Genomic DNA, 14,543 nt, shown 5'->3' with positions numbered 1-14,543 from the left:
TGGAAAACGCTGCGGCGTTATCGGGCGCAGGATCCGCTTGAGGGTTTGATCGCACCTCGGCCCCGACATAACGCAACACTGAACAAAAAAAGCCCGGCCTGAAGCCGGGCTGCGAGCCACGCCAGCGAAGGCCTATTTCTTCACGACATTCTTGTCGGCCTTGCTCCCCGTCGCCGCGTTGTACTTCTCCACATACGCTTCGAACAACTTGCGGATCGAGCGCCCGATCTTGGCGTAGTCAGCTTCATTCAGGTTGGCCAGCGACACCCGCCCTGACGGGTGGCGCGTGCCGAAGCCGCGGCCCGGCAGCAGCACCACGCCTGCCTCATCGGCCAGCTGGAACAGCAGTTCGTTCGGCTCGACCGAGTTCATCACCCATTTGACGAAGTCCGGACCGATCGCCTTGCCGCCCAGCTGCTCGATATCGAGCAGCGTGTAGTAGTCCACGGCATTCGGGTCGTCGCTTTCCGGCGCGATGCCGATCTCGCGGTACAGCGCGGCCTTGCGGCTGCGGATCAGCCGCTTCATCGCATTCTTGTAGTTGTCCGGCGTATCCATCAGCGAGAACAGCGAGAACAGCACCATCTGCACCTGCTGCGGGGTCGACAGGCCGGCCGTGTGGTTCAGCGCCACCGTGCGGCTGTCGGCCACCAGGCGGTCGATGAACTTGAGCTTCTGCGGCTCGGTGGTGATCGAGCTGTAGCGCTGGTTCAGTTGCTGGCGTTGCGCGTCGGGCAGCTTGCCGATCTGCAGGTCGAAGATATTGTCGCGGTGCGTGGCGATCACGCCCAGGCGCCAGCCGGTCGCGCCGAAGTACTTGGAGAACGAGTACACCAGGATGGTATTCTTCGGGCACATCGCGAACAGCGAGACGAAGTTGTCGGCAAAGGTGCCGTAGACGTCGTCGGTCAGGATGATCAGGTCCGGGCGCTCCTTGACGATCGAGGCCAGGTACTCCAGGCTTTCGTCGCTCATGCGCACCGAGGGCGGGTTGCTCGGGTTGACCAGGAAGAAGGCCTTGACCTTGGGGTCGCGCAGCTTGTCGAGCTCCTTCTTCGAATACTGCCAGTGCGACTCGGGATCGGCATTGACCGACACTTCCACCAGCTGGTAGTCGTTCAGTTCCGGGATCTCGATATACGGCGTGAAGATCGGCATGCCCAGCGCGATGGTGTCGCCGGCCTTGAGCAGGTGGTTCTCGCGAATGGAGTTGAACAGGTAGGTCATCGCCGCGGTGCCGCCTTCAACCGCGAACAGGTCGAAATCGCCGATGAACGGATGGTCGCCGATCATCTCCTTGCGGATGTACTGGCCGACCACGACCTCAGACAGCTTCAGCATGCGGTCCGGCACCGGGTAGTTGCAGGCCAGGATGCCTTCGCACATTTCATAGAGGAAATCTCCCGCGCTCAGGCCGAGCTGGTCGCGCACATACGACACCGCGCCGGCCAGGAACTTCACCCCCGGGGTGTCGGCAAACTCGCGCGCAAACAGGTTGAAGCGTTCCTCGATGCCTTCGCGGCGCGGGAAGCCGCCCACGCCCTCGGGCATGTAGGAGAACGAGCGCTCGGACTCGCGCATGGCAAACAGGCCCAGTTGCCAGAAGCCGTGGCGCGGCACGGTGGCGAGAAAGTTGGGGTTGCCGCGGCCGGCGTTCAGCATCAGGCGTTCCGCGTCGCTGCTGGCCAGCTTGATCAGCTCGTCCTTCAGCTCGAAGGGGGAGAGGCTGGACAGCTTGGAGATATCGAACTTGCTCATGGCTTGCTCCTGTGTGGACGCTTGTCGGTAGGGCTGGCGGGCCGGGGGGAGAGGGAAGACCCGCGCAGCAGGAGAGATATCGAAGGAAACGCGCGCTAGACGAGCCCGACCACCAGTGGCCCCAGCAGCGTCAGCAGCACGTTGGCCAGGGCGTAGGTGATGGCGAACGGCACCGTCGGCACCGGGCTTTCGGCCTTGTCCAGGATGCCGCCGAAGGCCGGGTTGGCACTGCGCGAGCCTGACAGCGCGCCAGCCAGCACGGCGGCGTTGTCGTACTTCAGCACGTAGCGGCCGAACAGCATGGTCAGGAACAGCGGCAGCAGCGTCACCACCGCGCCCAGCAGGAAGATGGTCAGCCCGCTCTGGCGCAGCGTGGTCACCGCCTGCAGGCCGGAGTTGATGCCGACGATGGCCACGAACGCGGCCAGCCCGAAGTCCTTCAGCAGCTGGCACGCCGCGGTCGGCATCGCGCCGAACATCTTGTGCTTGGACCGCGCCCAGCCAAACACCAGGCCCGACAACAGCGCGCCGCCGCCGGCGCCGAGCGTCAGCGGGATCGAGCCCACACGCCACACCAGCAGGCCGATCAGCAGGCCCACCAGCACCCCGGCGCCGAAGTAGACGAAGTCCGTCTTCTCGCTGGGCACCAGCTCATAGCCGGCGGTCTGCGCGGCACGCTTGGTGTCGGCGGGGGTGCCGTACAGCGTGATGATGTCGCCGTGCTGCAGCTTGAGGTCCGGCAGCAGCGGCAGCGGATGGTCGAAGCGCTCGATGCGCTCGATATACACGCCGTGGCGCATGTCGCGGCCGACAGTGTCGACGATCTCGGCCACGGTCTTGTTGTTCATGCCCTTGGCGGTGAACACCACGTTGCGCGACTGCATCACCGCGCCCATACCGTCGGCATCGGCCACTTCCACGCCGATCTGCGCGGCCGTCGGCACGATCGCATCGCGGCGACCGACCAGCAGTACCAGGTCGTCGTGCTGCAACACCAGGTCCTGCGTGACTTCGATCTGCTTGCCGCCGCGCTGCACCTTCTCCACGGTCACCAGGTCCTCGCCGCCGATCTCTAGCTGCGAGACGGTCTTGCCGGAGGCATCGTTCACGCGGTACAGCCGGCCCACCAGGCGCGGCAGCGCGCCGCGCTGGCCCGGGCCATATTGCGGCAGGCCGCCGCTGAGCTGGGCTTCCATCTTCTTGGCGTCGGTCTTCAGGTCCGACTTCATGAAGCGCGGCAGAATGTTCACGCACACGATGATCGCACCCAGCGAGCCGAACACATAGGTCACGGCATAGCCGATTGCCACATTGGCCTGCATCGTCTTGACCTGGTCGGGCGGCAAGCCCAGCTTGGTGATGGCGTCACCTGCGGTGCCGATGATCGCCGACTGGGTCATGCCGCCGGCGGCCAGGCCAGCCGCCAGGCCCTTGTCGAGGTGGAACAGCCTGGCCAGCACCACCACCGTGACCAGGCCGCACATCGCCATGAACACCGCCATGGCGATCTCGCGCAGCGAGCTGCGGTTCAGCGAGTTGAAGAACTGCGGGCCGCTTTCATAGCCCACGGCGTAGATGAACACCGCGAACATCACGGCCTTGACGCCGTTGTCGATCTCGACGCCGACCTGGCTGATCACCACCGCGGCGAGCAGCGAGCCAGCCACGCCGCCCAGCTGGAAGCGCCCGAAGGTGATCTTGCCGATGGCGTAGCCGACCGACAGCGCTAGGAACAGCGCCGATTCCGGCGACTTCTGGAAAATCTCATGCAACCATTCCATCGAAGGCTCCTGAAGCGAGTGATGCGGGTTGGGTGAGTCGTTGCATCGGATTGCGGGGGTGGCGGAAATTCGGGGCAGGACGGGGCAGCGCAGGACTACGGGTGCGGGGCGAGCGGAGGCGGGGCATGTCCATGGCGCGGCGGCGTGTCCTTCGGGCATGAAGGTGATCATGGCGATCACGGCAATCACGGTGGCGGCGCGCACACCGCAGCTGGCAGGCGTTGGCGCCGCGGATCGCGCATGCAGTGGCGCGACCGCATCAACCGCGTTAATGCAGCGTGAGGCATTATCCCCGCCGGTTTCCGAACAGCGTAGTGAAAGCTTTTGTCGGCGAATTAAGCGCAGTCAACACGCCGCGCGCATGACGGCGCGAGTGTGGAAGCGGTGTCGGGAGCGGTGCGCGAGGGAAGTGAAGCGGGGCAGTCGGGAGGGAGGTGCCGCCTCACCCGAACGGGTGCGGCGGCAAGGGCAAATGCGCCGCTGTCAGCGCCCGCCGGCCAGGCGGGCTTCGATATGCTTGGCGCGCTCCAGCGATCCCGGGTGCGAGCTGAGCATGCTCGACTGTCCGCCATCGAGGGTCGACATCTTGCGGAACGCCGATGCCAGGGCCTGGCGGTTGGCGCCGTTTTTGGTCAGCAGGTCGAACGAATAGTCGTCGGCCGCGGTTTCCTGCCGCTGCGAGAACTGCGCATTGACGAACTGCTCGGCGAGCGCGCCGATCTGCGACGACGACAGCGCCGTCAGCGAAGCCACGCCAGTCGACCCCAGCAGCCCGCGCGCCGCAGCCGTGGTGTAGGCCACCTGCATCGCGGCCTTGGTATGGCCCAGCGACACATGGCCGATTTCATGGCCCACCACGCCACGCACTTCATCGTCGCTGAGCAGGTCCATCAGGCCGCTGTAGACCCGCACGCAACCGTTGGCCATGGCCCAGGCATTGACGTCCTTGGTCACATACACCTTGGCATTGAGTGGCAGCCCGGTGTTGCCCAGCCCGCTCATCACATTGGCCAGGCGCTTGGCGTAGGTGCTGTCCGCCGGCGCGATGGTGTTCTTCTGGTCCATTTCCGCGCAGGACTGGTCGGACAGCATCTTGACGTTGCTGTCCGACAGCGTCGCGGCGGTAAAGAGGCTGCCGCCGGCCTGCGTCAGGCTTTCCATATTGGCGCCGGCACAGCCGGCCAGCAGCGCGGAACAGGCGAGGGCGGAAAGGGCGAGTCGCTTCATGGTTCGCTCCGGGAACGGGGGTTGGCAATGCCATAGGATAGGAAGCCGGGCGAGGGCGCGCCAGTGGGCGCCGTCCGACAGGCGCTCAGGCAAAGTGGCTGGCAGGGCACGTCCGAGGCCAGGAGGCGTGCGCCGACCCGCGGCCGGGATGGCACCACGGAGGCAATGCTGGGAACAAGTCGGGAAGAAGCTGATGGTGCCCGGGGTCGGACTCGAACCGACACGCCTTGCGGCGGGGGATTTTGAGTCCCCTGCGTCTACCTGTTTCACCACCCGGGCAGGGTGTAGGGCACCGGAACCGGTACCTTGCTGAGCCGGCGATTATGCCGGAAATCCCGTCGTCGGACAACCGGCGCGGGGCCGCGCAAATCCGGTAGCATGGCGCCCAGCTTCTCACACGCCCATCGTCCCGATCACTCCCGAACCGCCATGACCGACCAAGCTTCGCTGGCGCGCCTCGCCAGCCTGCCTTCGCAGGACCCCGGCTTCTACGACCGGGAATACAACAACCGCGCCAATGTGCCGGACAACGCCGTGCATATGGCGCGCTGGGCGCAGTGGTCCGCCGGGGTGCGCGCACGCAGCCGTTATCTGGCGGACCTGAGCTATGCCGGCGAGGACTCGCGCCATGCGCAGGGCGAGACGCTGGACTACTTCCCCGCGCAGCGGGCCAACGGGGCGCTGCCGCCGCTGCTGGTCTTCGTGCACGGCGGCTACTACCGGGCGCTGGACAAGCACGACCACAGCTTTGTTGCCAGCGCGCTGCCGGCGCTGGGAGTGTCGGTGGCGGTGGTGAATTACACGCTGGTGCCCGCGGTGACGGTGCCGGAGATCGTGCGGCAGGTGTTGCGCAGCGTCGCCTGGCTGTACCGGCAGGCGGACCGGCTGGGCCATGATCCGGACAAGCTTTTCCTGGCCGGGCATTCCGTCGGCGGCCACCTGGTGGCGATGCTGATGGCCGCGCGCTGGCCGCAGCTGGGCGTGGACCTGCCGGCCGACCTGGTCAAGGGCGGGCTCTCGGTCAGCGGGCTGTACGACATGGAGCCGCTGCGGCGCGCGGCCTTCCTGCAGCGCGACCTGCGGTTCTCTGAAGACGATGTCGCGCGGCTGTCGCCCGCGTATATGCCGCCGGCCAGCGGTGCCCCGCTGGCGATCGCGGTGGGGGAACTCGAGGCCGCCGAATACCACCGCCAGCACGCGCTGATCCGCGCGGCGTGGCCGGCCAAGGTTGCGCATCCGGCCGCGAGCGACCTGGTGCTGCCGGACTGCCATCACTTCAATGTGCTGGACAGCTTTGCCAGCCCGGACGGTGCCCTGACGCGCGCGGTGCTGCGGCTGATGGAGCGCTGAGCGCGCACCGGGCGCGAGGGCGTCAGCCCTCCAGCACGCGCAGCAGCGACGAGGTGTCGTCCTTGCCCCAGCCATTGGCCATCAGCGCGCGCAGCTGCGCCGAGGTGGCCTGCATCGCGGGCAGGTCCAGGCCGATTTCCTCGGCGATATCGCGCGCCAGCCCGAAGTCCTTGTCGTGCAGCCGCGCCTCGATGCCGGCGGCAAAGTTGCGCGCCACCATCTTGGGGCCCATCAGGTCGAGCATGCGGCTGCCGGCCATGCCGGTCGCCATGGCTTCGAACACGCGGCCGGTGTCGACGTTCTGCGCGGCGGCAAAACGCATGGCCTCGGCAATGCCTTCGATATTGACCACCTGCGCGATCTGGTTGCACAGCTTGGCAACCTGGCCCGCGCCGTGGTCGCCGATATGGGTGATGGTCTTGCCCAGCTGCTGCAGCAGCGGGCGCACGCGCTCGAGCATCTCGGGCTTGCCGCCGACCATGATGGTCAGCGTGCCCGCCTCGGCGCCCATGGTGCCGCCCGAGACCGGGCAGTCCAGCGCCTCGATGCCGCGCGCGGCCAGCGCCGCGGCGATCTCGCGCGTGACGATCGGCGAGATGGTGCTGTGGTCCACGCAGATGGTGCCCGGCGCGGCGCCGTGGATCACGCCCTGCTCGCCCAGCAGCACTTCGCGCACGTCTTCGGACGAGGTCACGTTGGTGAAGACGACGCTGGCGCCGCGTGCCGCTTCGGCGGGGGTGAAGAAGGGCTCCGCCCCCAGTGCGCGCGCGGCCCCGGCGGCTTCCGGGCGACGCACGAAGGCGCGCACGGTGTGGCCGGCGGCCAGCAGGTGGCGGACCATGTGCGAGCCCATGGCGCCCAGGCCGATGAAGGCGACGGTGGTGGGGGTGAGAGTGGTGCTCATGCCATGCTTCCTTTCTTGATGCGGCGGGCTACTTATCGCCCGCATAGGCGAACTTGCCGTTGCGGATCACCCCCATCACGCGCGAACGCTGGTCGAAGCCCTGGTGGTCCTTCGGGTTCAGGTTCATCACGCCGTTGGGGATGGTGAGATTGGTGGTGGCTTCCAGCGCGTCGCGCATGGCGGCGCGGAAGTCGCGCGTGCCGGGCTGGGCGCCGGTCTTCAGCGCGCGGCGGGCGGCGTCGTCCAGCAGCATCCACGCGCCCCAGGCGTCGCCGGCAAACTGCGTGACGCTGTCGGCGCCGTACTTGCTTTCGTAGCGGTTGACGAAGTCCAGCGCCACCTTGCGCACCGGGTGGCTCTCGGGCAGCTGGCGCGCGACCACCACCGGCCCGGTCGGGAACAGCGTGCCTTCCACATCCTTGCCGCCCATGCGCAGGAAGTCCCAGGTGGCGATGCCGTGGGTCTGGTAGACCTTGCCCTTGTAGCCGCGCTCGCCCAGCGTCTTCTGCGGCAGTACGGACGGCGTGCCGGCACCGGCGATCAGGATCGCGTCCGGGTTGGCCGCCATCAGCTTGAGCACCTGCCCGGTCACCGAGGTGTCGTTGCGCGAGAAGCGTTCGTTGGCGACCACCTTGATCTTGCGCACCTCGGCCAGCTTCGAGAACTCGCGCCACCAGCTCTCGCCGTAGGCGTCGGCAAAGCCGATAAAGCCGACGGTCCTGACGCCATGGTTGCTCATGTACTCGGTCAGCACGGTCGCCATGTGCGAGTCGTTCTGCGGCATCTTGAAGGCCCAGCGGCGCTTGGCGTCGGTCTGCGGCTCGACGATGGAGGCCGAGGCGGCCAGTGCCACCATCGGGGTCTCGCCCTCGGCCACGGCGTCGAGCGCGGCGATGGCGGTGGGGGTGATGTTGGGGCCGACGATCACGTCGACCTTTTCCTCGGAGATCAGCTTGCGCACGTTGCGCACCGCCGCGGCCGGGTCGCTGCCGTCGTCCAGGATCACGTAGTGCGCCTTCTGGCCGCCCAGCGTCTGGGGCCACATCAGCACGGTGTTCTTGGAGGGGATGCCGATCGAGGCCGCCGGACCGGTGGTGGACACATCGATGCCGACACGGATGTCGGCATGTGCGGCGGCGCTGGTGAAGAGCAGGGCGCCGGCCAGCAGCAGGGGGCGCAGGGGCAGTGTCAGCATGGTCTCCTCCGTTCTTATATGTGACGGGAAGGATAGCCGAACTCGGCCGCCGGGGCACGCCTGCGCCCCGCCACGGCCGTGCTGGTCAGCGCACGCCCAGGCGCCAGAGCGTGGTCACCTCGGCGGAACGCGCCGCGTGCAGCGGGTCGGCGGCATCCGTCGCGCGCGGGTGGCGCGGGCGGATATCGGAGCGGCCCAGCACCTTCAGCCCGGCGGCGTCGATCCAGCCCATCAGTTCCTCGCGCGGACGCAGGCCGAGATGCTCGGCCAGGTCCGACAGCAGCAGCCAGCCTTCGCCGCCCGGCGCCAGATGCTCGGCCAGCCCCTGCAGGAAGCCGCGCAGCATGGCGCTGTCAGGGTCGTAGACCGCGCGCTCCACTGGCGAGCTGGGCCGGGCCGGCACCCAGGGCGGGTTGCACACTACCAGCGGGGCCCGGCCTTCGGGGAACAGGTCGGCCTGGACGATCTCGACCTGCCCGGTGTAGCCAAGCTGGGCGATGTTCTCGCGCGCGCAGGCCAGCGCACGCGGGTCCTGGTCGGTGGCGACCACGCGCTGCACGCCGCGGCGGGCCAGCACCGCGGCCAGCACGCCGGTGCCGGTGCCGATATCGAAGGCGAGGGTCTTGGCCGGCAGCGGCTCGGTCGCGACCAGGTCGACATACTCGCCGCGCACCGGCGAGAACACGCCGTACCAGGGGTGGATGCGGTCTTCCAGCGCCGGGATCTCCACGCCCTTCTTGCGCCATTCATAGGCGCCGATCATGCCCAGCAGCTCGCGCATCGATGCCACGTAGGGCTCGCTGGCCGGGCCGTAGACCTGTTCGCAGGCGTCGCGCACATCCGGCGCGCGGCGCAGCGGCACCTCGTGGCTGGCATTGAACGGCAGCAGCAGCATGCCCAGCGTGCGGGCGCGCTGCGACTGGGCCAGCCGGTGCAGGTTGAAGGCCTCGATTGGCGAAACGGCCCCGCCCTTGGCCTTGTCCTTGGCTTTCTGGCCGGGGCGGCTGGCCTTCTTGGGCTTGCGCTCGGTGCGGCGGGCCAGCGCGTGCAGCAGCTGGCGCGCGTTCTGGAAGTCGCCGCGCCACAGCAGCGCGGTGCCCTCGCAGGCCAGGCGATAGGCGGTGTCGGCGCTGGTGGTGTCGTCGGCGATGACCACGCGGCGCGGCGGCGGCAGGCCGGCTTCAGAGCGCCAGGCGGCGCTGCGCTCGACGCCGTCCTCGGTCCAGTGAATGCGGGGTAGGTCGCTCACAGGGCCTCCGGCCGGCAGGGCGTGATGGGCAGCAGATGCATGGTTGGGTTTGCTTCTTATATAGGGAGAGGCGGCGGCGGACCGTCCTCAGAGTTCGTAGGCTTCGTGTTCGCCGGACATGGCCTGCTCAACCAGCTTGCGGTTGAGCGTCGGCGAGAACAGCTCGATGAAGGTGTAGACAAAGCTGCGCAGGTAGGCCCCCTGCTTGACGGCCAGGTGGGTCACGTTGCTGCCGAACAGGTGGCCGGCCGAAATGCCGCGCAGGTTGCGGTCGCGCTCGGCATCATAGGCGACGCCGGCGACGATGCCCACGCCCAGCCCGATCTCCACATAGGTCTTGATCACGTCCGCGTCGATGGCCTCCAGCACGATGTCCGGCTCCAGGTGGCGCAGCGCGAAGGCCTTGTCGATCTTGGTCCGGCCGGCAAAGTTGGCATCGTAGGTGATCAGCGGGTAGCCCATCAGGTCTTCCAGCGCCAGGTGCTTCTTGTCGAGCAGCGGATGCTCGGGTGGCGTAATCACCATATGGGTCCACTGGTAGCCCGGCAGCGACACCAGGTTCTTGTCGGCGGAGATGCCTTCGGTCGCGATGCCGATATCGGCCTGGTCGTGCAGCAGCATGTCGGCGATCTGCGCCGGGTTGCCCTGCTGGATCGACAGCCGCACCTTGGGGTAGCGCTTGGTGAACTCGCTGATCACCCGTGGCAGGGCATAGCGCGCCTGGGTGTGGGTGGTGGCGATGGTGAAGTTGCCCTGGTCCTGTGCCGCATAGTCCATGCCGACGCGCTTCAGGCTTTCCACCTCCTGCAGGATCTTCTCGACCGAGCTCAGGATGCGGCGGCCCGGCTCGGTCAGGCTGCGGATGCGCTTGCCGTGGCGGGTAAAGATATCGACGCCCAGCTCTTCTTCCAGCTCGATGATGGCCTTGGACACGCCGGGTTGTGACGTGTAGAGCGCTTTTGCGGCCTCAGTCAGGTTGTAGTTCTGCCGGACGGCCTCACGCACGAAGCGAAACTGGTGCAGGTTCATATATCTGGGTTCGTATAAACAAACAACTTCTTATTAGTTTGAGGTATGAGGCCAGTTTATTACGATTCTCGAACTTTGTTAATTAATGGCCAGCCCTCAGTGCGTCCTCTCGCAGCAGCCACTTTGTGATGCGAGACCCACGGGCCAGGTTCCCACCGAGTCCCCCATGTCTGTTGCCTATACGGTTTCCGGTCTGTTTGTAGGCGTCCTCGTCGGTCTGACCGGGGTGGGTGGGGGCTCGTTGATGACGCCGCTGCTGACGTTGCTGTTCGGCTTTTCGCCGGCCACCGCGGTTGGCACCGACCTGGCCTTCGCCGCCATCACCAAGGGCTTCGGCACCATCGCGCACCGTGCCCACGGCCATGTGCAGTGGCAGGTGGTGCGGCGCCTGTGCATCGGCAGCCTGCCGGCGGCAGTGGCCGCCATCCTGGTGCTGAAGAGCGCCGGCGAGCTCAACGCCCAGTGGCTGCACGCGATTCGCGTGACCATCGGCGTGTCGGTGCTGCTGACCGTATTGTCGCTGCTGTTCCGCAAGCAGATGCTGGCCTGGCTGGAACGCAATCCGCGCTTCCAGCTGCACGGCCGCGCCCAGGTCATTGCCACCATCGTGGTCGGCGCCGTGATCGGCGTGCTGGTGACGGTGTCGTCGATCGGCGCCGGCGCGGTTGGCGCCACGCTGATCCTGCTGCTGTATCCCCATATGAAGCCGGCTGAAGTGGCCGGCACCGACATTGCCTACGCCGTCCCGCTGACGGCGCTTGCCGGGCTGGGCCATGTGTGGCTCGGCACGGTCGACTGGAATTTGCTGCTGGCGCTGCTGGTGGGTTCGATCCCCGGCATCTGGCTGGGCGCGCAACTGTCGCGGGCGCTGCCCGAACGGCTGGTGCGTGCCGCACTGGCGACCACGCTGACGCTGGTCGCCATCAAGCTCGTTTCCTGAATTCAACGAATACTGAACGGACCCCGCCATGTATCAGTACGACCAATATGACCAGCGCATCGTCGCCGAGCGCGTCGCCCAGTTCCGTGACCAGGTGCGCCGCCGCCTGTCCGACGAGCTGACCGAGGAAGAATTCCTGCCGCTGCGCCTGCAGAACGGCCTGTACATGCAGCGCCATGCCTACATGCTGCGCGTGGCGATTCCGTACGGCCTGCTGTCGTCGAAGCAGATGCGCAAGCTGGGCCATATCGCGCGCGAGTACGACCGCGGCTATGGCCACTTCTCCACGCGCCAGAACATCCAGTACAACTGGATGGAGCTGGAGCGCGTGCCCGACGTGCTGGCCGAGCTGGCCAGCGTCGAGATGCACGCCATCCAGACCTCGGGCAACTGCGTGCGCAACATCACCACCGACCACTTCGCCGGCGTGGCGCCGGACGAGTCGGTGGACCCGCGCGTGCTGGCCGAACTGCTGCGCCAGTGGAGCACCTTCCAGCCGGAGTTCGCCTTCCTGCCGCGCAAGTTCAAGATCGCCATCTCGGCCTCGGCCAATGACCGCGCCGTGGTGCAGATGCACGATATCGGCATCTACGCCTACAAGAACGCCGAAGGCGAAACGCGCCTGCGCATCCTGGCCGGCGGCGGCCTGGGCCGCACGCCGATCCTGGGCACGATCATCAAGGACGACCTGCCGTGGCAGCACATGCTGTCCTACGTCGAGTCGGCCATCCGCGTGTACAACCGCTATGGCCGCCGCGACAACAAGTACAAGGCGCGCATCAAGATCCTGGTGAAGGCCATCGGCGCAGAGAAGTTCGCGCAGGAAGTCGAGGAAGAGTGGCAGCACAGCAAGGACGGCCCGGCCACGCTCACGCAGGCCGAGTTCGACCGCGTGGCGCAGTACTTCACGCCGCCCGCCTATGAAAAGCTGGCCGACACCGATGCTTCGTACGAGAACCACCTGCTGGAAGACAAGGCCTTTGCGCGCTGGGTCAGCCGCAACGTGCACGGCCACAAGGTGCCGGGCTACGCCGCGGTGACGCTGTCGACCAAGCCGGGCGTGGCCTCGCCCCCGGGGGACGCCACCGACGCGCAGATCGAAGCCGTGGCCGACCTGGCTGACCAGTTCGGCTTCGGCGAGCTGCGCGTCGCGCACGAGCAGAACCTGATCCTGCCGGACGTGAAGAAGCAGGACCTGTACGCGCTGTGGCAACTGGCCAAGAAGGCCGGCCTGGCCACCCCGAACATCGGCCTGCTGACCGACATCATCGCCTGCCCGGGCGGCGATTTCTGCTCGCTGGCCAACGCCAAGTCGATCCCTATCGCGCAAGCGATCCAGGACCGCTTCGACGACCTCGACTACGTCTATGACCTGGGCGAGATCTCGCTGAACATCTCGGGCTGCATCAACGCCTGCGGCCACCACCACGTCGGCAATATCGGCGTGCTGGGCGTCGACAAGGACGGTTCGGAGTGGTACCAGGTCACGCTGGGCGGCGCCCAGGGCAACCAGACCGCGCTGGGCAAGGTGATCGGCCCGTCGTTCAGCGCCGAGGAAATGCCCGAGGTGGTGACCCGCATCATCGACACCTTCGTGGCCAACCGCATCGAAGACGAACGCTTTATCGAAACCCTGTCCCGCATCGGCATCGCCCCGTTCAAGGAGCGCGTTTATGCCGACAAGCAGCCGCGCGAGCGCGCTGAAGCCTGAGGACCGGAGACTGAACATGGCAAAGATCATTCAACTGCAACAGGACGGCGCTACCGTCGCCCCCGTCATCGTCGATGACGCCTGGACCGTGCTGCGCGGCACCGCCGAGCAGCCGCTGACCGACGAGCAGATCGCAGCGGCCGTGCAAAGCCAGGACGCGGTGCTGTTCCCGCTGTCGGTGTTCAAGGCCAACGAAGCGCTGCTGGCCGGCCGCGACGCGGCCCGCACCGGCGTGTGGCTGGCCCCGGAAGACGAGCCGGGCGATGCCGAGGCGTACTTCGCGCGCGTGGCGCTGGTGGCGGTGGACTTCCCGGTGTTCCGCGACGGCCGCGGCTTTTCCACGGCCTACCTGCTGCGCACCCGCTACCACTGGAAGGGCCAGCTGCGCGCCATCGGCGACGTGCTGCGCGACCAGCTCAACTTCATGAAGCGCTGCGGCTTCGATGCCTTCGCGGTGCGGGCCGACAAGAACATCGAGGACGCCATCAAGGGCTTCACCGAGTTCACCGTGACCTACCAGGCTTCGGTGGATGAGCCGCTGCCGCTGTTCCGCCGCGCGCGGGCAGAGGTTGGCGCGCAACCGAAGGAAACGGCATGAGCACGGTGCTGAGCGAAATCGCCGTGGTCGACGCCGGTGCGGCGTCGGTGCTGCGTCCGCCTGCGCTGTGGGTTGCGCCGGAATACACCGGCAGCATTGCCGCGCTGGAGCAGAAGGAGCGCGAGCTGGGCGAGCGCCTGGCGGGCATCGCCGGCCGCTTCTTCCGCGCGCGCTTTGCCTCGAGCCTGGCGGCCGAGGACATGGTGCTGACCGACGCGATCCTGCGCGGCACCGAAGCCGTGCGCGCCGGCATCCGCGTGTTCACGCTGCAGACCGGGCGCCTGCACGCCGAGACGCTGGCGGTGCTGGACAAGGTGCAGGCGCACTACGGCTACAGCATCGAGCAGTTCACGCCGGACGCCGAGGCCGTCGAGAACTACCTGAAGAAGCATGGCCTGAACGGCTTCTACGACAGCATCGACCTGCGCAAGGAATGCTGCGGCATCCGCAAGGTCGAGCCGCTCAACCGCGCGCTCTCGCACGCCGACGCCTGGCTGACCGGCCAGCGCCGCGAGCAGGCGGTCACGCGCGCCGAGCTGCCGTTCGAGGAACTGGACGAAGCCCGCGGCATCCCGAAGTTCAACCCGCTGGCGGACTGGAGCGAGCCGGAGGTGTGGGCTTACCTGAAGCGCCACAACGTGCCGATCAATGACCTGCACGCCAAGGGCTATCCCAGCATCGGCTGCGAGCCGTGTACGCGTGCGGTGCGCGCGGGCGAGGATGTGCGCGCGGGACGTTGGTGGTGGGAGAGCAAGGACTCGAAAGAGTGCGGGCTTCACGAACAGAACATCAAGCATTGAG

Annotated in this window: 12 protein-coding genes and 1 tRNA gene; 5 read left to right on the top strand and 8 right to left on the bottom strand. The window is 67.1% G+C overall.

Annotated elements, in window-relative coordinates; genetic code table 11:
* Positions 1 to 132 precede the first annotated feature (132 nt).
* From AC3WON_RS03835 to AC3WON_RS03820, 4 genes are all read right to left on the bottom strand, one after another.
* On the bottom strand, positions 133 to 1,758 hold the full coding sequence (locus tag AC3WON_RS03835; RefSeq protein WP_492319682.1) for a bifunctional aspartate transaminase/aspartate 4-decarboxylase: 1,626 nt from the start codon (positions 1,756 to 1,758) through the stop codon (positions 133 to 135).
* Between the two features lie 95 nt (positions 1,759 to 1,853).
* Positions 1,854 to 3,539 (bottom strand): aspartate-alanine antiporter, encoded by a 1,686-nt coding sequence (gene aspT, locus AC3WON_RS03830; protein ID WP_492351183.1) that lies wholly within the window; start codon positions 3,537 to 3,539, stop codon positions 1,854 to 1,856.
* A 483-nt stretch (positions 3,540 to 4,022) separates the two neighbouring features.
* Positions 4,023 to 4,766, bottom strand: coding sequence for a metalloprotease LoiP (gene loiP / locus AC3WON_RS03825; RefSeq protein WP_010814953.1), 744 nt, complete (start codon positions 4,764 to 4,766; stop codon positions 4,023 to 4,025).
* A 194-nt stretch (positions 4,767 to 4,960) separates the two neighbouring features.
* Positions 4,961 to 5,045: transfer RNA gene (locus AC3WON_RS03820), tRNA-Leu, on the bottom strand.
* A gap of 150 nt (positions 5,046 to 5,195) precedes the next feature.
* On the opposite strand from AC3WON_RS03820, the gene AC3WON_RS03815 reads away from it, so the two are divergent.
* Entirely contained in the window at positions 5,196 to 6,116 is a 921-nt protein-coding gene (locus AC3WON_RS03815; protein ID WP_492351182.1) for an alpha/beta hydrolase, read from the top strand.
* Positions 6,117 to 6,138: 22 nt separating this feature from the next.
* Here AC3WON_RS03815 and AC3WON_RS03810 read toward each other — a convergent pair whose 3' ends face one another.
* From AC3WON_RS03810 to AC3WON_RS03795, 4 genes are all read right to left on the bottom strand, one after another.
* Entirely contained in the window at positions 6,139 to 7,065 is a 927-nt protein-coding gene (locus tag AC3WON_RS03810; RefSeq protein ID WP_492319685.1) for an NAD(P)-dependent oxidoreductase, read from the bottom strand.
* Positions 7,049 to 8,215: an ABC transporter substrate-binding protein gene (locus AC3WON_RS03805; protein ID WP_492351181.1), complete on the bottom strand. Its 1,167-nt coding sequence runs from the start codon at positions 8,213 to 8,215 to the stop codon at positions 7,049 to 7,051. Before AC3WON_RS03805 ends, AC3WON_RS03810 begins: the two co-directional genes overlap by 17 nt.
* 85 nt (positions 8,216 to 8,300) lie before the next feature.
* Positions 8,301 to 9,464, bottom strand: a complete 1,164-nt coding sequence (locus AC3WON_RS03800) for a methyltransferase (protein ID WP_492351180.1) — start codon at positions 9,462 to 9,464, stop codon at positions 8,301 to 8,303.
* An 87-nt stretch (positions 9,465 to 9,551) separates the two neighbouring features.
* Entirely contained in the window at positions 9,552 to 10,493 is a 942-nt protein-coding gene (locus tag AC3WON_RS03795; protein WP_010814948.1) for a CysB family HTH-type transcriptional regulator, read from the bottom strand.
* 166 nt (positions 10,494 to 10,659) lie between these two features.
* Here AC3WON_RS03795 and AC3WON_RS03790 point away from each other — a divergent pair, with 166 nt between their 5' ends.
* Genes AC3WON_RS03790 through AC3WON_RS03775 form a run of 4 tightly spaced genes read left to right on the top strand, consistent with a single transcriptional unit; the run spans position 10,660 to position 14,542 of the window.
* Positions 10,660 to 11,433, top strand: a complete 774-nt coding sequence (locus AC3WON_RS03790) for a sulfite exporter TauE/SafE family protein (protein WP_492319688.1) — start codon at positions 10,660 to 10,662, stop codon at positions 11,431 to 11,433.
* Between the two features lie 28 nt (positions 11,434 to 11,461).
* Positions 11,462 to 13,144: a nitrite/sulfite reductase gene (locus AC3WON_RS03785; protein ID WP_492351179.1), complete on the top strand. Its 1,683-nt coding sequence runs from the start codon at positions 11,462 to 11,464 to the stop codon at positions 13,142 to 13,144.
* 16 nt (positions 13,145 to 13,160) lie between these two features.
* Complete coding sequence (locus AC3WON_RS03780; RefSeq protein ID WP_492298988.1) at positions 13,161 to 13,742, top strand: DUF934 domain-containing protein; 582 nt, start codon at positions 13,161 to 13,163, stop codon at positions 13,740 to 13,742.
* Positions 13,739 to 14,542, top strand: coding sequence for a phosphoadenylyl-sulfate reductase (locus tag AC3WON_RS03775; RefSeq protein WP_492351178.1), 804 nt, complete (start codon positions 13,739 to 13,741; stop codon positions 14,540 to 14,542). The genes AC3WON_RS03780 and AC3WON_RS03775 overlap by 4 nt, the downstream gene beginning before the upstream one ends.
* Position 14,543: the final 1 nt, after the last annotated feature.

Source organism: Cupriavidus sp. FW305-46 (genome assembly GCF_058787075.1).
The sequence above is the reverse complement of the archived record's forward strand: the minus strand, read 5'-3'. Positions and strand labels throughout refer to the sequence as shown.

Coding starts and splice junctions, on each gene's coding strand:
- AC3WON_RS03835 (WP_492319682.1), bottom strand. CDS start 1,758: ATGAGCAAGTTCGATATCTCCAAGCTGTCCAGCCTCTCCCCCTTCGAG.
- aspT (WP_492351183.1), bottom strand. CDS start 3,539: ATGGAATGGTTGCATGAGATTTTCCAGAAGTCGCCGGAATCGGCGCTG.
- loiP (WP_010814953.1), bottom strand. CDS start 4,766: ATGAAGCGACTCGCCCTTTCCGCCCTCGCCTGTTCCGCGCTGCTGGCC.
- AC3WON_RS03815 (WP_492351182.1), top strand. CDS start 5,196: ATGACCGACCAAGCTTCGCTGGCGCGCCTCGCCAGCCTGCCTTCGCAG.
- AC3WON_RS03810 (WP_492319685.1), bottom strand. CDS start 7,065: ATGCGGGCGATAAGTAGCCCGCCGCATCAAGAAAGGAAGCATGGCATG.
- AC3WON_RS03805 (WP_492351181.1), bottom strand. CDS start 8,215: ATGCTGACACTGCCCCTGCGCCCCCTGCTGCTGGCCGGCGCCCTGCTC.
- AC3WON_RS03795 (WP_010814948.1), bottom strand. CDS start 10,493: ATGAACCTGCACCAGTTTCGCTTCGTGCGTGAGGCCGTCCGGCAGAAC.
- AC3WON_RS03790 (WP_492319688.1), top strand. CDS start 10,660: ATGTCTGTTGCCTATACGGTTTCCGGTCTGTTTGTAGGCGTCCTCGTC.
- AC3WON_RS03785 (WP_492351179.1), top strand. CDS start 11,462: ATGTATCAGTACGACCAATATGACCAGCGCATCGTCGCCGAGCGCGTC.
- AC3WON_RS03780 (WP_492298988.1), top strand. CDS start 13,161: ATGGCAAAGATCATTCAACTGCAACAGGACGGCGCTACCGTCGCCCCC.
- AC3WON_RS03775 (WP_492351178.1), top strand. CDS start 13,739: ATGAGCACGGTGCTGAGCGAAATCGCCGTGGTCGACGCCGGTGCGGCG.